Consider the following 19,407-nt stretch of genomic DNA (forward strand, 5'->3'; position numbering starts at 1 on the left):
TTCTTCAAGAAAATTGCATTTATGATTTGAACTTAGGTGATATAATTTTTTTCTACAAAAGATTCCCATATGAGATTGATGAGATTGCGCTCAAAAACCTTATAAATGACTTAAATTCAGCTTCTTATAAGTTTATACAGATATACTTTCGCCACTTAAACAAATCTCCTTCACAAATGATTTTTGTTATAAAAATTCCTACGAAAGGTTCATGAATGAAATTTACTAAAATTGCAACTCCTGAACAAATCGATCAAAAATGGGTTTTGATTGATGCTGAAGGTAAAACTTTTGGTCGTATGATCACTGAAGTAGCTACTATACTTCGTGGTAAGAACAAAGCATGTTTTACTCCAAATATTGACTGTGGTGACTATGTAGTTATCATTAACGCTTCTAAAGCAAAATTCAACGGTCTTGGAAAAATCGCTAACAAAGAGTACTTCTCTCACTCTGGTTATTTCGGTTCTACTAAGAGTGTTAAGATGACTGAGCTTTTAGAGAAAAATCCTGAGAAACTATACAAATTAGCAACTCGTGGTATGCTTCCTAAAACTAAGCTTGGTGCTAAAATGCTTAAAAAATTAAAAGTTTACGCTGGTAGTGAGCATCCTCACACAGCGCAACTAGCTAAGTAAGGAGTAATTACATGGCAGAAAAAATCTACGCAACTGGTCGTCGTAAAGCGTCTGTAGCAAAAGTATGGTTAACTCCAGGAACTGGTAAAATCACGATTAATGGTCTTTCATTAGACGCATGGTTAGGTGGACTTGAAGCGAAAAAACTTCGTGTAAAACAACCACTTGTTTTAACAAAACAAAATGAGAGCGTTGATATCGTTGCTACTACTTTAGGTGGTGGTTTCGGTGGTCAAGCTGATGCACTTCGTCATGGTATTTCTCGTGCGCTTGTAGCTTTTAACCCAGAGTTAAAAACTATCTTAAAACCTGAAGGTATGATGACTCGTGATTCACGTGTTGTTGAGCGTAAGAAACCAGGTAAACGTAAAGCACGTCGTTCTCGTCAGTTCTCAAAACGTTAGTATTCTTGTGGAATTTTATGTTCTACTAAGGTTTCTTTAGAAAACGTTAATCGTTTCACAACTTTTTTATCAAGAGATTTTCTCTTGGTAAAACCTCTCTTTTTTATAAACTCACGCAACTTACAACTTTTTATACTATAATTTCAAGCATTATGAGATTATTACTATTTTTATCCCTATTTTTTACACATATTTTTGCATCGACACTGCAGCTTGCAACTTCTGCCAATCCATCAAGGCTCAACCCTATCTTGGCAACGGACTCCTCCTCTTCGGAAATTACTGGCTTTTTATTTAATGGACTTGTAAAGTATGATAAAGACAACAGAGAGATAATTGGAGATTTGGCAAAAAAGTTTTACTTTAAAGATGATACAACACTTGTCTTTGAGTTGCGTGAGGGAGTGAAGTGGCATGATGGCAAGCCTTTTTCTGCAAAAGATGTTCTTTTTACCTACCAAACACTCATCTCAGATAAAATAGCTTCCCCATACTCTTCAGGATTTCGTTTTGTAAAAGATGTAAAAGTTTTGGATGATTATACTGTTGAAGTTGATTATAAACAGCCTTATTTTAAAGCGCTAGAGACTTGGATGATGGGCATCCTTCCAGAGCATATCTTAAAAGATGAACAAAATCTGATGAACTCTTCGTTTAATACCCATCCAATCGGTACAGGACCTTACAGGCTCACGCAGTTGGAATTTTCTCAAAACATTGAACTCTCAGCATTTGATGACTATTTTGAAGGACGTCCCAAGATTGATAAAATTGCTTTTCATGTTATAGCAGACCCGATGACACGCCTTTTAATGCTAAAAAACGGGGAACTTGACATGGGAAGTATAGAGCCGCTTGTCATGGAGAGGCAACTCAAACGTGATTTTTTTGAAAAGTTTAATATCTATGAGCAGATTTCACTCTCCTACACATACTTAGGATTTAACCTACGTAAAGAAAAGTTTGCTGACCCTCGTGTGCGTGAGGCACTCTCTTTGGCGATTAACAGAGAAGAGTTGGTTGATATTTTGTTTTTCAAACATGCAAAAGTATGTACCGGTCCCTTTCTTCCGGGAAGCAGTGCGTTCAATCCGGATATAAAAGCGCCAAAACAAAATATAAAGCGCGCACGTGAGCTGCTACGTGAGGCTGGATATGATGAAGAGCACCCTTTTACATTCGAGATAGCAACATCAAACTCAAGTTCGATTCGTCCCTATGCAGCAGAGATATTGCAGTACCAACTGCAAAAAGCAGGTGTAGTTGTAAAACTTCGTGTGATGGAGTGGCAGGCCTTTTTAAATATGATGGTTTTCCCGCATAAGTTTGATACTGTACTTTTAGGTTGGGGACTCTCTCCAACACCGGACCCATATCTTTTTTGGCATAGTGATAGTGATAAAAAAGGAGGCTTTAATCTGGTAGGGTATCATAACAAAAAGATAGATAGACTCATAGAGGAGTCCCAGTCCCTAATTGATAAAGAGAAGTTGGCAAAAATTTGGCGTGAGATGTTTACTATTATCACTCAGGATAATCCTTACCTTTTTCTCTATATTCCAAACTCCATTACCGCAGTAAATAAAGATATCAAAAATATTGAACCGGCCCTTGGCGGTATCTGGCATAACTATATTTCATGGGAGAAAAATTGATTATACTATTTGATTTAGACGGAACACTTATAGACTCAACGGAGGCTATTTTAGAGAGTTTTCATAATGCATTTGATTTTTATGGGTACCCGCATCCAAGTGATGATGCTATTAAAGCCTTGATAGGACATCCACTAGATATTATGTTTGGGCACCTTGGAGTAGAGGAAGATAAAGTGTGGGATTTTGTAACAGTTTATAAAGAACATTACAGAGACATATCAACACAAAAAACAGTGCTTTTACCTCACGCAAAAGAGGCAGTAGAACTTGCAGGCTCTTTTGCAGAACTAGGTATCGTTACGACAAAAACCGGAAAATATTCACGTATTCTAATGGAGTATTTTGGTCTGATGGATAGCTTTAAAGTGCTTATCGGGCGTGAACATGTAGAACATCCAAAACCTCACGCAGAACCTATACTTAAGGCATTGGAAGCTGTTGACATAGAAGAAAAGTCTCATGTCTGGATAATTGGAGATACTGAACTAGACATTATAGCAGCAGATGCGGCTGGTATAAACAGCATTGGAGTGCTGAGTGGATATGGTACGGAAGAGACACTGAAAAAATTCACAAATGTTATTTTTAGTGATGCATATGAAGCTGTGATGTGGTTAAAAAGTGGAAATTTATCACACAATTAACTGACATTATAATCTACACTATATCATCAAGCTATATTTAAGTGCCGGTTGCCTAAAATACAGATAAATTGAATTGATAGAGAATACTTAAATATTTCTTGACAAAATAGAAGGAGAATTTATGCTAGAAATTAGATGGCATAGTCGTGCTGGTCAAGGGGCTGTAACAGGTGCTAAAGGTTTAGCAGACGTTATTTCTACAACTGGAAAGCACGTTCAAGCGTTTGCATTCTATGGTTCAGCAAAGCGTGGAGCTGCTATGACAGCATACAACCGTGTTGATGATAAAATGATAATGAATCATGAAAAGTATATGGAGCCTGACTATGTCTTTGTAATTGACCCTGCGTTAGTATATACATCAGATGTGACTATTAACCACAAAGATACTACAAAGTATATTATCACAACGCATATGACTACAGATGAACTTATTGCTTCTCAACCGAAACTTGAAGGCAAAGAAGTATATACTGTGGACTGTATCCAGATTGCGCAAGATACTATTGGTCGTCCTATTCCAAATACACCGATGCTTGGTGCATTTATGAAAGTATCTGGAATGTATGATATAGAGTTCTTTAAAGAGAGTATGCAGAGAATTCTTGCGAAATTACCACAAAAAATCATTGATGCAAATATGATCGCTATTCAGCGTGCATATGATGAAGTGAAATAAGGAGCTGATGATGGCAAACACAGGTTGGGATGAATTTGAAATTGGAGCAATGCTTCGTACTTTTGATGGAGCGATAGAAGATATCGCCGGAACACTTCAAGAAGACCGTAATTACTCACCAAACAGCTCTTTTACTGCAAGTGTAGCTGACTGGAGAATTGAAAAGCCGGTTTTTAATAAAGACTATTGTATTGATTGTCAATTTTGTTGGGTATATTGTCCAGATATTTCTATCATTTCAAGAGATAAAAAGATGATTGGTGTAGATATGGATCACTGTAAAGGGTGTGGTATTTGTGTTGAGGTTTGTCCAACAAATCCTAAATCACTTTTAATGTTCCCTGAAAAAGCAGACGAAGAGACAGAAATAGCAAATTGGCCTGCTAAAGAAGATAAGGAGAAATAGATGGCATTTGATAAAATGGAATTAAGAGATATCGAAGTATGGGATGGAAACTTCGCTGCAGCTCAAGCGATGAGACAGTGTCAAATCGATGTTGTTGCTGCATACCCAATTACTCCATCAACTCCTATTGTTGAAGGTTATGCAAAATTTTTAGCAGATGGTTATGTTGAAGGTGAATTCGTAATGGTTGAGTCTGAGCATGCTGCAATGTCAGGATGTATCGGTGCTGCTGCTGCTGGTGGACGTGTTGCAACTGCAACATCTTCACAAGGTTTCGCACTTATGGTTGAAACACTGTATCAGGCATCTGGTATGCGTTTACCGATTGTTCTTAACGTTGTAAACCGTGCACTTGCTGCACCATTAAACGTTAATGGTGACCACTCTGATATGTATCTTGGACGTGACTCTGGTTGGATTCAGTTTGATGCATACTGTCCACAAGATGCGTATGACTTAAACTTCATCGCATTCCGTGTTGCAGAAGACCATGATGTAAGATTGCCAGCAATGGTTCACCAAGATGGTTTCATGACTTCACATACTGCACAGGGTGTACATACTATGGATGATGATACAGCATATAGCTTTGTTGGTGATTTCAAACCTATGAATGATATGCTTGATTTTGAGCATCCGGTAACGCATGGTGTACAAACAGAAGAGGATTGGCACTTTGAGCATAAAGCTCGTCAACACAATGACCTTATGACAAAAGTTTTTCCAAAAATCGAAGCTGCTTTTGATGATTTTGAGAAACTTACAGGTCGTCGTTACAACCTTGTAGAGAAGTATGACCTAGATGATGCAGATGTTGCTGTAGTTTGTATGGGTACTTCAGTTGAGACTGCTCGTGAAGTTGCAAAAGAGATGAGAGAAAAAGGAATCAAAGCAGGTGTTTTGGGACTCCGTGTTATTCGTCCATTCCCATTCTTCCAAATTCAAGAAGCACTCAAAGATGTAAAAGCTATCGCTGCACTTGACAGATCTTCACCAAACGGTGCTCCGGGAATGCTCTTTAATGAGTTGGCTGGATGTCTGTTTAACACAGATACAAAAGCTATGCTAAGTGGTTATGTATATGGTCTTGGTGGTCGTGATTTAACGAAGAAACATTTAACAGATCTTTACACTGAACTACAGGCAAATGTAGATGCAGGAAAAATCACTACTCCATTACAGCAATTTATCGGTGTTCGTGGACCGAAATTAGCATTTTTATAGGAAGATATTATGAGCGAAATGAAAAAAATTAAAAACTTAAAAGAGTTTTCAACATCGGCTGACCGTTTTGAGGGTGCAAACCTTCTTTGTCCTGGTTGTGCTCACTCTATCATTGTTCGTGAAGTTTTAAATGCTACTAATGATGATTTAGTACTTTCAGCATCTACTGGATGTCTTGAAGTTTGTACGGCAGTTTATCCATATACTTCATGGGATGCTTCTTGGATCCACATCGGCTTTGAGAATGGTTCTACTGCGGTTGCAGGTGCTGAGGCAATGTACAATGCACTCAAGCGTAAAGGTCGTCTAAAGCAGCCTGACCGTAACCCTAAGTTTGTATCATTTGCAGGTGATGGTGCTTCTTACGATATTGGTTTCCAGTGGATCTCTGGTTGTATGGAACGTGGTCATAATATCATGCACGTTGTTCTTGACAATGAAGTATATGCAAATACTGGTGGTCAGCGTTCATCTTCAACACCTATCGGTTCATCTTCCACAACAGCACCAGCTGGTCGTGTAAGTTACGGTGAGAAGAAAAACAAGAAAGATATGGTAGCTATTATGGCAAGCCATGGTATCCCATATTCTGCACAAGTTGCACCAAACAAATGGAAAGATATGGTAAAGAAAATCCAACACGGTATGGCAGTAGATGGTCCTGTATTTATCAATGCAGTATCTCCTTGTACAACTGAGTGGAAATTCGATCCTAAAGATACTATGATGCTTACAGACTTAGCAACAGATTCATTAGTGTTCCCACTCTATGAAATCATTGATGGTCATGAGTTAAATATCACTTACAGACCTAAAAATGTTGTGCCTGTTGAAGAGTATCTTGCAGCACAAGGGCGTTTCAAGCACCTCTTTAAAGATGAGTACAAGTATCTCATTAAAGAGTGGCAAGAGCGTGTAGATGCGAACTGGGCGTACTTAAACCGTCGCGAAGAAGCTCGCGTATAGTCGCGAACTTTTAGCTTCACAGCATCTTGCACTTTTCTCAGTTACGGCAGGCTATAAGCCTAGCCTTAAACTGAGGAAAGCACAATCTACTATAAATCTAAAACTTCTTTATCCCTTATATTTCAATAGTAAATTTTCTTATTTCAATTAATCATTAAACTTTTTTGCTAAAATACTTCTAATTAAATTGAAGGACTTACACAATGCCATTATTAGACTCTTTTACAGTTGACCATACAATCATGCCGGCACCTGCAGTGCGTAAAGCAAAAACAATGAAAACACCACGCGGAGATAAAATCACTGTTTATGATCTGCGTTTTTACAAACCGAACAAAGACAAAATGGATGGACGTGGCATCCACACCTTAGAGCACCTTTTCGCAGGTTTTATGCGTGATTATCTCAACTCTAAAAATGTAGAGATAATTGACCTCTCTCCAATGGGTTGTCGTACAGGTTTTTATATGTCAGTTATCGGTACACCCGATGAAAAAAGAGTGGCTAAAGCTTGGAAAAAAGCGATGAAAGATGTGCTTAAAGTAAAAAGCAAAAAAGATATTCCTGAGTTAAATATCTATCAGTGTGGTACCTACAAAATGCATTCATTGAAAAATGCAAAGAAAATTGCTTCTGATGTACTTTCTCATAAGATTGGTGTAATGGATAATGAGAAACTGAAACTCTCAAAGAAAAAACTAAAAGAGATAAGCACATCATGCTCGTAGTTGTTCCAATGGACAGTACGGATGTACAAGAAGCAAAGATTACACCGGTACTAGAAGCAAAAACATGGGCCGAGTTACGCATAGAAGAGGGTGAACTTGTTGAAGTACTGCATGCAGATGCGTTTGATGCCTTTGAAGCATGGCCAGAGGCTGTTGTAGTGTGCAGTGACGGGGAGCCTGTTATGGATTTTATCAATATGTCCATGATGGTGCTTGTTGCACATGCACAAAAGACAATTGATGAGATTGTTGAAGCTTTTCTTTTCCGTGAGTTACACGATCTAGCTTATTAGCGATGCAGTTAGAGCAATTCTTAGAGCTTTTCAATCCGCTTCCGGGGAATCATTACATCCAAGTAACAACAAAACCGGATGCTACAACAAAGGCTCTTTTAAATATGATAAAAGAGGTAGATGGTGAGTTTCGACTTGCCATCTACGCTGAAGATGAGTTTGAACTTGATAACTCTTTAGCTGATGCAAAAGTACAGTTTGTGCAAAAATTCAATGTTCCTTTTCGAACGCTTCCACGTGACAATGATATTGTCATTTTTAAAGATATCCTCACGCAGCATAGCAATCCAAAACTCCTTTTAAAAATTGCCTATACAACTCTTGCAAATACAGCAGATATTGTCATTATGGAAGCAAAAGGAAAAATGGATATAGAAGCGACAAAACAGCTCTTAGAAGATTTTGAATTTCGTGCACCTAACTATATAGATGTATTAGATGAATATGACCTGGTTATGGCAAAAAAGATGCATATGTGGGGCAATGGTTTATAAGCTCTAATTAGATAAAATACAATACAAAAAAGTTTTAAGGCAAAAAAGGTTTAAACAAGTATGAATGAGAGCAAAAATTTTTTACGTACAATAGTTGAAGAGGATCTAAAATCGGGTAAATATAAAGAGATAGTTACAAGATTTCCTCCTGAGCCAAATGGTTTTCCTCATATTGGACATGCGAAGTCTATCTTTATTAACTTTGGTATTGCACGTGATTATAATGGTCGCTGTCACTTACGCATGGATGATACAAATCCAACAAAAGAAGATACAAAATATGTAGAGGCACTTGAAGATGCTGTGAAGTGGCTTGGATATGAATGGGACGGGAGTATTCGTTTTACATCTGATTATTTTCCTAAGCTCTATGATTATGCGATTGAGCTTATTAAAATGGGTAAAGCTTATGTTGACTCACTTACAGAAGATGAGATCCGTGAGTATCGCGGAAGCGTAACAGAGCCTGGAAAACGCAGTAAGTATGCCGATCGTAGTGTAGAAGAGAACCTAGACCTGTTTGCGCGAATGAAAAAAGGCGAATTTGCCGAGGGTGAGCATGTTTTAAGAGCCAAAATTGATATGGCAGCACCAAATATGAAGATGAGAGACCCTCTTCTTTACCGCATCAGACATGCACATCACTTTAGAACAGGGGATGAGTGGTCAATTTATCCTATGTATGATTTTGCACACTGTCTTTCTGACTATATCGAAGGTGTAACTCACTCTATCTGTACTTTAGAGTTTGAAAATAACCGTGATATCTATGACTGGGTATTAGATACACTAGAGCTTAAACCACCACGACCTTATCAGCATGAGTTTGCACGTCTGAACATAAACTATACGGTTATGAGTAAAAGAAAGCTTCTAGAGCTCGTTGAGGGTGGCTACGTGAGTGGCTGGGATGATCCTCGTCTGCCAACAATTGCCGGCTACAGAAGAAAAGGCTACACGCCAGAGTCAATTTTAACTTTTTGTGATCAGATAGGGATTGCTAAAGCAAATTCAGTAGTAGATGTTTCACAGTTAGAGTTTTGTATCAGAGATGATCTGAACAAAAAAGTGCCACGTGTTTTATGTGTACTCAATCCGCTCAAAGTTACAATAGAAAATTATGAAGGAAGTGAAGAGATTGATGCTCCATACTATCCGCATGATGTACCAAAAGAGGGAAGTCGAAAACTGCCTTTCTCACGTGAGATTTACATTGAACGTGAGGATTTTGAAGAAAATCCTCCAAAAGGTTACTATCGCCTTACACCAGAGCAACCAGTACGACTTAGACATGGCTATATCATTGCATGTAAGGAAGTTGTCAAAGACGCTGATGGTAATATCACAGAGATAAAAGCAGAGTACTATCCTGACTCTAAGAGTGGACGTGATACAAGTGGCATTAAAGTAAAAAGTGCAATTCAGTGGGTAAGTGCAGCAGATGCTAAAGCCATAGAAGTAAGACTTTATGACAGACTCTATGCTACTGAATTTCCAGAGGGTGTAGAAGATATAAATCCAAATTCTCTAAAAGTTGTCAAAAATGCTCTGATCGAGCCTGCTGTTATTACAGAAAAGCCAGATGTGAGATTTCAGTTTGAGCGTGAGGGCTATTTTTATGCTGATCCAGTTGATTACAGTGATGAAAAACCGGTTTTTAATAAGATTGTAGGACTGAAAGACTCTTGGGGTAAAAAGAAGAAAAAAACAACAACAGATAATAGAGCAAAACCACAAGAGAAAAAAGTTCAAATTGACGGTGAAGTCGCTCCAATGACTCCAGAGCAGCAAGCTCTTTTTGACAAGTACACAGCAGATTTAAAACTCAATAGTGAAGTGGCAAATACACTTGCACGTGATGCATATCTTTCAAAGTTTTATGAAGAGGCATTATCTTCACTAAAGAGTCCTGTAAATCTGGCAAATATGGTTGCAAATGAAGTTGCACGTGAGATAAAAGAGCAACAGTCAACTGAGCTGAAATTTACTCCCAAGCAGATAGCCGAGCTTGTAAAGATGCTTGATGAAGAGACAATTTCAAGTAAAATTGCAAAACAGGTCTTTGAGGAGATGGCAAAATCTGGAGAAAATCCAGCTAAAATAGTTGAAGAGAAAGGACTGGTGCAGATAAGTGACCCTGCTCAAATCGCACCTATTATAGATGAAGTCATTGCAAAAAATCCGGATAATGTTGCAAAATTCAAAGCAGGAAACAAAAAACTCTTAGGCTTTTTTGTCGGTCAGGTACTCAAAGCTACAGGGGGTAAAGCAAACCCTAAAATAGTCAATGAACTAGTTGCAAAAAAGTTACAATAGAAGTAGAGACTTGTGATGAATAGTTTTGATGATGTGCAGCACTCTATAGCGCTGAGTGAAGATGGCAGTTATACTGCCTACTCAAAAGAGTATGATGAGCATTATCACTCTACAAAAGATGGGGCACTTTCCGAGTCACTCTACAAACATATCATTCCTGCATACAAGCTCACGCAGGGAAAAGATGAACTCCATATTTTAGATATTTGCTATGGCTTAGGGTTTAATACCTTAGCCACTGTTTTATATTATAAAGAACATGCTCCAGAGAAAAAACTCTTTATCTACTCTCCTGAACTTGACAGCTCTTTGGTACAATCACTTACAAATTTCAATTATCCGCAAGAGTTTGCATCTTTACGTGAAATAATAGAAGCAATATCTAGAGATGGGGTCTATAGAGATGAGACTTTAACTATAGAAGTTTTTTTAGGAGATGCGAGAGAGTATATAAAACAATTTCAAAAGAAGTTTGATATTGTCTATCAGGATGCTTTTTCTCCAAGTGCGAATCCTATGCTTTGGACAAAAGAGTATTTTGCAGATATTAAAAATGCCATGAAAAGTGATGGGGTAGTAACGACCTATTCGACTGCACTCAAAACTCGACTCGCTCTTTATGAAAATGGATTTTTAGTATATTTGAACAAAGGTGAGCACTTTCGTAATGCTACACTTGCTTCACTCAAAGAACTTGGAGATTATGAACTCGTTGATATGCAACATAAAATCAGCTGTAACCCTGGTGTAGAACCTCTAAGTGATGCTAGTGTGTAGCTATCACATCTAAAAACTCTTCACCAAACTGCTCATATTTTTTCATCCCGACACCATTGACTTCTAGCATCTCTTCTTTGTTTGTCGGCATATCATTGGCTAGATGTTTGAGTGTTTTATCGCTAAAGATGATATACGCTGGTACACCCATTTCACTTGCAAGTTCTGTTCGCTTTTCTCGCAGCTTTTCAAATAGTTCTCTGTCAAAATCAAACGCTTCAACTTGGCGTACTGCTTTTGCCTTTTTATCTACTTGTAGACGTGAAGATTTGATATCTACAAGCTTTTGAGACTTTAATATGCTAATGGCATCTTGCGTGAGCTTGAGCGTTGAAAAATCTCCAACCGTTAAAATTTTGAGTTCCAAAAGCCGCTCCACAATGACAAACCACTCTTTCTTGCTTAGGTGTCCTCCAATGTCATAAACAGAGAGTCTGTCTGCAGCATTGGCTAAAATTTTCTGTTCACTTGAACCCCGCAGGATATCGATGATGTAGTTTTTTCCAAAGTTTTGTTCTGTCTTATAGATGGCGGAGAGCAACATTTGCGCCTCTTTGGTAATATCTTGGCGTTTGTCATCAGACTCCAAGCAGTTGTCACAGCGACTTTCACAAGGCTCTAGTGTCTCATGAAAATATTCGGCTAACTGTTTATGAAAACAGATCTCACTTGTAGCATACTTGTAGATGGTATCGATCTTTAGACCAAGGTGCTCTTTGTAAGCTGCATCATCAATATCATGCAAAAAGTGTTTATGTTGTACCATGTCCCCTGCATTAAAGAGCAGCAGTGCTTCACTGTCCTCTCCATCACGTCCACCACGTCCAATCTCTTGGTAATAATTCTCCAAAGACTTTGGCAGACTCATATGCACTACAAAACGGATATCACTCTTGTCTATTCCCATCCCAAAAGCAATTGTTGCAACCATAATGTCCACTTTATCATTGACAAAGATTTTAAAGTTTTGCTCTCGTATATGTTGTGGCAAACCTGCATGATATGCAAGTGACTTATAACCTGCATGATTTAAAAAACTGCTGAGCTCTTCAGCTTTTTTGCGTGAGCTTACATAGATAATGCCGCTCTCATCTTTATGACGAAGTAGAAAGTTTTTCAGCTGAGCTTGACCATTACCTATACGTCTCTCAGCAGAGATAAAGATGTTTTTACGAAAGACACTTCCTTTTAAAAGCAGAGGATTTTGTAATCGTAGCTCACGCAGAATATCATCAGTGACATTCTGTGTTGAGGTTGCAGTAAAGGCTGCTATGGAAGTCTCTGGAAAGTTTGATTTTAAATTACCAAGCAGACGATAATCGTTCCGAAACTCATGTCCCCATTGACTGATACAGTGTGCTTCATCAATAACAAAGAAGTTAATAGGAAGTTGGCGTAGCATCTCAATAGTATTGCCGCTGCTGAGACGCTCAGGAGAGAGGTAAAGAAACTTTAGTGAGCCGTTAAATGCCTGCGTGAGTGTATCATCAATCTCTTCAAAACTTTGTGCCGAGCTTATCATAGCCGCTTCGATATTTTGTGCTTTGAGTGCTGCAACCTGATCTTGCATCAAAGCAATAAGTGGGGAGATCACAATGGTAATGCCATCCATCATCATTGTAGGAAGCTGATAAACAAGGGATTTTCCACCACCAGTTGGGAGTATCATTAATAGGTCTCTGCCATCTAGGATAGCATTCACTCCCTCTTCTTGAAGTTCTCTGAAACTGTTATGACCAAAGATGTCTTTTAAAACTTGATTTTTGATTTTTTATCCTCTAGTTGGTGCAGTATTATTTTATAGTATTTATGGTGTGTATTTGAAAAATATGACAAAGTGTCAATGATTTTTAAAAACTACTCTGAATAGCATCAACTTCATCCCATGTGAGAGAGTTTTTTGTAGTCTGTTGATGTTTGAGTATATGAGCAATATAACGTGCAAACATATCGGTTTCTACATTGACATGCGAGCCTTTTTTATAGTTCTTAAAGAGTGTCTCTTTCATTGTATGGGGAATGATTGTTAGGCGAAAACTATCATCGGCTATATCATTTACTGTAAGGCTCACACCATCGATGGTAATGGAGCCTTTTGGTACGATGTAAGGGATGAACTTTTTATCTACCTTGATAAAAATATCATAGGAATTGCCATTGTTTTTAATGGCTTCAATTTCTCCGATAGTATCAACATGCCCTTGGACGATGTGCCCTTCAAATCTATCACCCATAGCCATAGCAGGCTCGATATGAACTTCATTTTTATAGTTCTCTATGGCTAAGAGCTTTTGACTCTCTGGGCTAAGTTCCACTGCAAAGCCGTCATGATTTACTTCAATGACGGTCAGACAGGCACCATTGATGGCGATAGAGTCACCCAAAGCAGCTTTATGTTTTGATTTGATTGTCAGTTTTGAACCGACAAAGCTTTTAACAGTTGCTACTTCTCTTATAAGTCCTGTGAACAAGGTTTTTCCTTTCTGCCTCGAAAGAGGCTGGCTTTAGAATACTATCTTTCCATCTTCTTGCAGATCACGAATGATTTTTTTTGCTTTTTCATGCCCTGCATAAGCAGCTTTACGACAGTAATCAAGTGCTTTGTCATTATCCTGCTCGCATCCTATGCCCTGGTCATAAAGTAGTCCAAGGTTGTAAAGCCCCTCTGGAAGTCCTGCTTCAGCAGCACGTGAGAAGCAGATAAAACAGCGTGCATCATCTTGAACCACACCGTGACCCTCTTTGTAGAGTGTTCCAAGGTTGTTAAATGCTGCTGCGTGACCACGTTTTGCAGCCTCTTCATACCAAAAAGCAGCCTCAGAGTAGTTTTGGATACAGCCAAGTCCACGCTCAAGCATAAGTGCGACTTCATACATTGCCGGTGGTACTTCACGTACTGCTGCTTCCATATGCAATTCATGTGCTTTGAACATATCATGTTCTACCCCGCCGATGCCATTCTCATAAAGGATGGCAAGATTAAAAAGTGCATAGGGCTGTTTTGCTTCTGCTGCTTTTGTATAGAGCTCAAGTGTTTTGGCCTCATCAACCTCACATCCTTGTCCCATTTGATGCATATAGCCCAAAGATGTCATAGCATCAACGTTGCCTTGCTCGGCTAGTTCACTGTAAAGTTTATAGGCTTTTTCATAATCTTTTGCATTATATGCAGCATTTGCTTCTTGAATCATTTTTCCTCATTTTCTGTGCGAATATTTTGTCTAAAAACTGTTTTATTGCCTTTTGCCGCAGCTTTTGCCTTGCGTATTTTTTCAAGCAGATTTTCTTTGGTACTTAAGTGTTCATCGCGAATTTTATACTCACCGCTTCCATCAACTGCTTCATCATAAACAAGTATTTCTGGTACATAATCTTTAAACAACTCTTTGCTCACCTTAAAAACCTTAATTAATTGAGTTTATATTATGCAAATGATACTGAAAAATGATAAAATTCCATTTAAAATTTCGGTTTACATACAATTCAGAACTAATATTTCATACAGGCAAATTTGATTTTCTTAACGTTTGAAAAATATTAAAAATGCAAAAGCCTTGCTTCAATATCAGTTCTGAATTGTATTTGATTGTGAGGGTACAGATGAATTATGATGTAATAGTAGTAGGTGGTGGTCATGCAGGTGTTGAGGCCTCTTTAGCAGCAGCGCGCATGGGAAATAAAACGCTTTTAGTCTCTATGCTTGCTGAAAACGTGGGAGCGACTTCGTGTAATCCTGCGGTGGGTGGTCTTGCAAAAGGACACTTGGTACGTGAGATAGATGCTCTTGGTGGCGAAATGGGACTCATTACCGATGAAGCCGGAATACAGTTTCGCATACTCAATCAGACAAAAGGGCCTGCAGTTCGTGGAAGCCGTGCGCAGATAGATATGGACAAGTACCGTGTCATAGCCCGAAATAAAATACTCACAACGCCAAATCTAGATCTTGCTCAAGATACGGTTGAGTCTTTAATCATTGAAGATGGTGAAGTAAAAGGGGTAAAGACAGCGCTTTTAAATGAGTACTTCGCACCAAAAGTCATCATCACAAGTGGAACATTTTTAAACGGTATCATTCATATCGGTGAGGTGCAACAAGAGGGAGGACGTTTTGGTGAACAAAGAAGTGTAGGGCTCTCGGCATCGCTTAAAAATGATGCAGGGCTTGACATGGCACGTCTAAAGACGGGAACATGTGCTCGTATTGACAGCTCTACGATCAATTTTTCTGTAATGGAAGAGCAAGGTGGAGATGAATTGCCAAATCCATTTTCATTTAGAACAGATAGAGAGGAGTTTCGCAGAACCAAAAAACAACTGCCATGTTATATCGCTTATACAAATGAAGAGACACACAACATCATCGAGTCAAATTTTTACCGTGCTCCGCTTTTTACAGGTCAAATTGCCGGAAAATCGCCACGCTACTGTCCATCCATTGAAGATAAAATCGATAAATTTCCAGACAAAGAGAGACATCATCTCTTCATTGAACCACAAACAATGGACAATACCGAGTGTTACATCAATGGTCTTTCAACTTCTCTGCCACCGGAAGTGCAGCGTGATATGATTCGCTCAGTCAAGGGGCTTGAAAATGCAAAGATTGTCCGTTATGGATATGCCATAGAGTATGACTTTGTGGACCCACGTGAGTTGAAGCACTCGTTAGAGACGAAAAAAGTAAAAGGGCTTTATCTTGCTGGACAGATAAATGGTACAACAGGATATGAAGAGGCAGCTGCGCAAGGGCTTATGGCAGGGATTAATGCTTCGCTTGCATTGCAAGGTAAAGAGCCTCTGATTCTTCGTCGTGATGAGGCTTATATCGGTGTTTTAATTGATGACCTTGTTACAAAAGGGACAAACGAGCCGTATCGTATGTTTACCTCACGTGCAGAGTACAGACTGCTTCTGCGTGAGGAGAGTGCGGATACTCGTCTGGCTCATTATGGAAATGAACTTGGTCTTATAAATGATGAGTTTTATGAAAAAGTCAAGGAAAAAGATACACAAATCCGTTATGGTGCACAGCTTTTAGAAGAGACAAAGTTCACACCAAACAAAGAGTTCAATGCCCTTTTAGAGTCAATGGATGAAGCACCTATTAAAGATGTCTCAACCGTACAACAACTTGTAGCTCGTAAAAGTTTTACGGTAGAGAAGATGCTTAAACTTGTGCCGGAGTTGGAGAAATTTGATGAGTATATCAAAGAGGAGATCTTGGTAGAAGGGAAATATGCTCGTTATATTGATAAACAGACCCTAGAGATAGAGCGTATGAAAAAGTACCTTAAAGTAAAAATCCCGGAAGGTTTTGACTTTACAGGGGTGAGTGGTCTTTCAAAAGAGGTTCAAGAAAAGCTTGCAGCCTTTAATCCACCGACACTCCAAGCGGCTATGAATATCTCGGGAATTACACCTGCGGCCATCGAGATTTTACACATATATATTAGAATGGCGGCAAAAAAATAATGCGTACATTTTATTATGTCCATACGGGACACCGTATCGGTTTAGACAGGTTCCGTAGAGCTGCTGCAATACTGAGCACTTTACAAAATGAAGATATTACCTTACTTACATCTGATTATAGAATTGCACAGGTTGCAAGAGATTTTGGCATAGAGAAGAGTGTTGGCATTGATGTAGTTCGTAATATCCCACAGATATCACATAATGGTGATAAACTAATCTTTGACTCTAGTGAAGCAAACCCAATTATGCTCGATGACATGCGAACGTATTTCTCAAAATTTATTCGTATCAGCGATGATATCTATGATATAAAAGCCCAAGAAGAGTTTTTGATCTCGCCTTACTTAGAAGGTGAGGGAATTTGTAATGCAGTAGCAGTAAGTGATGCATTTTTCGGAGATTTTGAAAAAGATGTGGAGCTGACTTATTTTTTCGGTGATGATGATTATGAGAAAGATTTAGAGAAGCATTTTGACTTCATCGAAGATCTGAATCCTCACTTGCAATTAGGATTTTACTATTTTCTGGATTATGAAGATATGCTTAAAGAAAAATTTAAAAATAGTTTTGAGTTTGAAGAGTATGAGACAATGATACAAAGAAGTAAAATTCTGCTCACTACATCACCGCAGGCAGTTTTGGATTCCCTCGCATCAGGCGGCAGACCGGTTTATTTCCAAAGAGAAGATTATCCAAGAGATTTCGTGCCTTTTTTTGATACTTTGAATGTTCCGATTCTTAAGAATTATGATAAGAATCACTTATCTGTGATTTTAGAAACGATAAATGATAGAAAATATGAGAAAATAGAACAAAATAGTAACAAAATTGCTCAATTTATAAAAGATAGCTTAAATTTATAAATAATTAAAACTTATTTGGTATATAATAAGGCTTTAAGACTAAAAAATTTCACAAATAAGTGAGTGAACATGAAAAACAGTAGCCGTAGAGGTTTTATGGGTAAAGCATTTGGTGCCGTTGCAGGCGTTGGTGCAGTAGCTTCCTTATACGCGATGAAGAGATCTTGGGATCCTTTACCGAGTGTAAAAGCAGCTGGATTCACTACTCTTGATATGTCAGCATATAAAGAGAATGAATTAGTAACAGAAAAATGGAGAGGGAAGCCTATCTTCGTTTTAAAGCAAACTGCAGAGATGGTTAAAAAAGCAAAAAGTAATCCTAAAGATATAGAGAGACTTATTAAAGTAGGAAATGACTACTTTATGGTTTGTCTTGGTCTTTGTACACACCTTGGTTGTATTCCAGGATATAATCCGGAAGAGAAAAGTTTCTTATGTGCATGCCATGGTGGTATGTATGATTTTACAGGTGATGTGACAAAAGCTCCACCACCACGTGGTCTTGATATTCCTCCATTTAAAATTGACGGGAACAAGCTGGTTTTAGGTGAAGAAGGACCTGAATATAAAAAGATGCTAGAAAATGGCACAACACTAAGAGCATAGGCGAAAGGAAGATAAATGGCACATTTTACAAAAGCTACAAGCCTGCACGATTGGTTAAACCAACGTTTAGGTATTGATACTGTTCGCCGTGTTATGGCAACAGAGTATTGGATTCCTAAGAATATCAACTTCTTATGGGCGATGGGTATGGTTCTTGCAATCACATTTGGTCTCTTATTGATTTCGGGAATCTTTTTATTAATGTATTATCAGCCAAATGTTGCAACAGCATTTGACAGTGTAAACTATACAATCATGCAAGAAGTTGGGTATGGATGGTTATGGAGACATATTCACGGTGTAGCTGCATCGGTAGTATTCTTGATTATTTACATTCACATGTTTACGGGTATCTACTATGGTTCATATAAAAAGGGCCGTGAGATGATCTGGCTCTCAGGTATGCTTCTTTTCGTTGCATTTTCAGCTGAGGCTTTCTCTGGGTATATGCTTCCATGGGGGCAAATGTCTTATTGGGCTGGTATGGTTATTACTAACCTTTTTGCTGGTGGTAGCTTACATGCTGATGGTTTAGTTGAATGGATCCGTGGGGATTATGTTCCTGCTCAAGCATTCTTAAACCGTTTCTTTATGCTGCATGTACTTCTTATTCCGTTGGCGATTTTAGGGCTTATCGGTTTACACTTTGGTGCACTTCGTATTCCACACGTAAATAACCAAGATGGTGAAGAGATTGATTTTGAAGCAGAAGCTGCAAAATATAAAGCTGGTGATAAAGCAAATTCAAAAGTTATTGCATTCGTAAATGACTTTATGTCAAAAGATATGATGGTTGTTGGAATCTACTTGATTTTCTTCTTCTATCTTGTTTTCTATCATTATGATTTTGCAATGGATCCGGTTAACTTTGACCCTGCAAATGGTCTTAAGACTCCAGCACACATCTACCCTGAGTGGTACTTCTTATGGTCTTATGAGATCCTACGTCCGTTCTCTACTGATGTTGGTCTGATCGCATTTGCATTTGCACAGGTTATTTTCTTTGCACTTCCGTTCTTAGACAAGTCACCAAATGCAGTACCTGCATCACGCCGTGGTCTGTTTAAATTCTGGTTCTGGGCAATGTTGATCGATATGATTATTCTGACTGCTATGGGTAAAGTTCCACCTGAAGGCCTCTTCAGTACTATCGGTCTTTATGCAGCACTTACATTTATTGGTCTATGGATAGCACTTCCATTTATCACTAAATTCGAAAAAAAAGTTTAAGGA

The 19,407-nt window shown here is 38.4% G+C and carries 22 protein-coding genes; 18 read left to right on the forward strand and 4 right to left on the reverse strand.

From position 1 onward, the window contains the following. The 14 genes from ES948_RS10970 to ES948_RS02060 all read left to right on the forward strand — a co-directional run. A partial coding sequence (locus ES948_RS10970; protein ID WP_223176036.1) for a hypothetical protein occupies positions 1-215 on the forward strand: 215 nt, incomplete at its 5' end. Further along, positions 216-638, forward strand: coding sequence for a 50S ribosomal protein L13 (gene rplM / locus ES948_RS02000; RefSeq protein WP_152183263.1), 423 nt, complete (start codon positions 216-218; stop codon positions 636-638). Between the two features lie 11 nt (positions 639-649). Further along, positions 650-1,042: a 30S ribosomal protein S9 gene (gene rpsI, locus ES948_RS02005; RefSeq protein ID WP_152183264.1), complete on the forward strand. Its 393-nt coding sequence runs from the start codon at positions 650-652 to the stop codon at positions 1,040-1,042. Between the two features lie 152 nt (positions 1,043-1,194). Next, complete coding sequence (locus ES948_RS02010) at positions 1,195-2,697, forward strand: peptide-binding protein (RefSeq protein ID WP_152183265.1); 1,503 nt, start codon at positions 1,195-1,197, stop codon at positions 2,695-2,697. Beyond that, entirely contained in the window at positions 2,694-3,344 is a 651-nt protein-coding gene (locus tag ES948_RS02015) for an HAD family hydrolase (protein ID WP_152183266.1), read from the forward strand. The genes ES948_RS02010 and ES948_RS02015 overlap by 4 nt, the downstream gene beginning before the upstream one ends. A 121-nt stretch (positions 3,345-3,465) precedes the next feature. Then, positions 3,466-4,023 carry a pyruvate flavodoxin oxidoreductase subunit gamma gene (locus ES948_RS02020; RefSeq protein WP_152183267.1) on the forward strand — a complete coding sequence of 186 codons (558 nt, stop codon included), beginning with the start codon at positions 3,466-3,468 and terminating at the stop codon, positions 4,021-4,023. A gap of 10 nt (positions 4,024-4,033) precedes the next feature. Next, a complete protein-coding gene (locus ES948_RS02025) occupies positions 4,034-4,429 on the forward strand; it encodes a 4Fe-4S dicluster-binding protein (protein ID WP_152183268.1) in 396 nt (131 codons plus the stop codon). After that, the gene (locus tag ES948_RS02030) at positions 4,430-5,653 is read left to right on the forward strand and encodes a 2-oxoacid:ferredoxin oxidoreductase subunit alpha (protein ID WP_152183269.1); all 1,224 of its coding nucleotides are present in this window, start codon (positions 4,430-4,432) and stop codon (positions 5,651-5,653) included. Between the two features lie 9 nt (positions 5,654-5,662). Continuing rightward, positions 5,663-6,619: a thiamine pyrophosphate-dependent enzyme gene (locus tag ES948_RS02035; RefSeq protein ID WP_152183270.1), complete on the forward strand. Its 957-nt coding sequence runs from the start codon at positions 5,663-5,665 to the stop codon at positions 6,617-6,619. A 203-nt stretch (positions 6,620-6,822) separates the two neighbouring features. Further along, a complete protein-coding gene (gene luxS / locus ES948_RS02040) occupies positions 6,823-7,347 on the forward strand; it encodes an S-ribosylhomocysteine lyase (RefSeq protein WP_152183271.1) in 525 nt (174 codons plus the stop codon). Then, positions 7,338-7,640, forward strand: coding sequence for a hypothetical protein (locus tag ES948_RS02045; RefSeq protein WP_152183272.1), 303 nt, complete (start codon positions 7,338-7,340; stop codon positions 7,638-7,640). The genes luxS and ES948_RS02045 overlap by 10 nt, the downstream gene beginning before the upstream one ends. Positions 7,641-7,642: 2 nt before the next feature. Continuing rightward, positions 7,643-8,134: a hypothetical protein gene (locus ES948_RS02050; protein WP_188109423.1), complete on the forward strand. Its 492-nt coding sequence runs from the start codon at positions 7,643-7,645 to the stop codon at positions 8,132-8,134. A gap of 60 nt (positions 8,135-8,194) precedes the next feature. Next, positions 8,195-10,450, forward strand: coding sequence for a glutamine--tRNA ligase/YqeY domain fusion protein (locus ES948_RS02055; RefSeq protein ID WP_152183273.1), 2,256 nt, complete (start codon positions 8,195-8,197; stop codon positions 10,448-10,450). A 15-nt stretch (positions 10,451-10,465) separates the two neighbouring features. Then, on the forward strand, positions 10,466-11,227 hold the full coding sequence (locus tag ES948_RS02060; protein WP_152183274.1) for a tRNA (5-methylaminomethyl-2-thiouridine)(34)-methyltransferase MnmD: 762 nt from the start codon (positions 10,466-10,468) through the stop codon (positions 11,225-11,227). Here ES948_RS02060 and recQ read toward each other — a convergent pair. The 4 genes from recQ to ES948_RS02080 form a co-directional block, all read right to left on the reverse strand. Next, positions 11,217-12,995 carry a DNA helicase RecQ gene (gene recQ / locus ES948_RS02065; protein WP_152183275.1) on the reverse strand — a complete coding sequence of 593 codons (1,779 nt, stop codon included), beginning with the start codon at positions 12,993-12,995 and terminating at the stop codon, positions 11,217-11,219. The genes ES948_RS02060 and recQ overlap by 11 nt on opposite strands. A gap of 82 nt (positions 12,996-13,077) precedes the next feature. After that, a complete protein-coding gene (ribE, locus tag ES948_RS02070; protein ID WP_152183276.1) occupies positions 13,078-13,698 on the reverse strand; it encodes a riboflavin synthase in 621 nt (206 codons plus the stop codon). A gap of 33 nt (positions 13,699-13,731) precedes the next feature. Then, entirely contained in the window at positions 13,732-14,418 is a 687-nt protein-coding gene (locus ES948_RS02075) for a tetratricopeptide repeat protein (protein WP_152183277.1), read from the reverse strand. Continuing rightward, positions 14,415-14,621 (reverse strand): hypothetical protein, encoded by a 207-nt coding sequence (locus tag ES948_RS02080; RefSeq protein WP_152183278.1) that lies wholly within the window; start codon positions 14,619-14,621, stop codon positions 14,415-14,417. The genes ES948_RS02075 and ES948_RS02080 overlap by 4 nt, the downstream gene beginning before the upstream one ends. A gap of 206 nt (positions 14,622-14,827) precedes the next feature. Between ES948_RS02080 and mnmG the strand changes: the two genes are divergently transcribed. From mnmG to ES948_RS02100, 4 genes are all read left to right on the forward strand, one after another. Next, on the forward strand, positions 14,828-16,702 hold the full coding sequence (gene mnmG, locus ES948_RS02085) for a tRNA uridine-5-carboxymethylaminomethyl(34) synthesis enzyme MnmG (protein WP_152183279.1): 1,875 nt from the start codon (positions 14,828-14,830) through the stop codon (positions 16,700-16,702). After that, the gene (locus ES948_RS02090) at positions 16,702-17,568 is read left to right on the forward strand and encodes a hypothetical protein (RefSeq protein ID WP_152183280.1); all 867 of its coding nucleotides are present in this window, start codon (positions 16,702-16,704) and stop codon (positions 17,566-17,568) included. Before mnmG ends, ES948_RS02090 begins: the two co-directional genes overlap by 1 nt. A gap of 69 nt (positions 17,569-17,637) precedes the next feature. Then, positions 17,638-18,174, forward strand: a complete 537-nt coding sequence (petA, locus tag ES948_RS02095; RefSeq protein ID WP_152183281.1) for a ubiquinol-cytochrome c reductase iron-sulfur subunit — start codon at positions 17,638-17,640, stop codon at positions 18,172-18,174. A 15-nt stretch (positions 18,175-18,189) separates the two neighbouring features. Then, positions 18,190-19,404, forward strand: coding sequence for a cytochrome b (locus ES948_RS02100; RefSeq protein WP_152183282.1), 1,215 nt, complete (start codon positions 18,190-18,192; stop codon positions 19,402-19,404). The last annotated feature ends 3 nt before the right edge of the window (positions 19,405-19,407 follow it).

The sequence above is a fragment of the Sulfurimonas indica genome (genome assembly GCF_009192995.1).
Lineage (GTDB): Bacteria > Campylobacterota > Campylobacteria > Campylobacterales > Sulfurimonadaceae > Sulfurimonas > Sulfurimonas indica.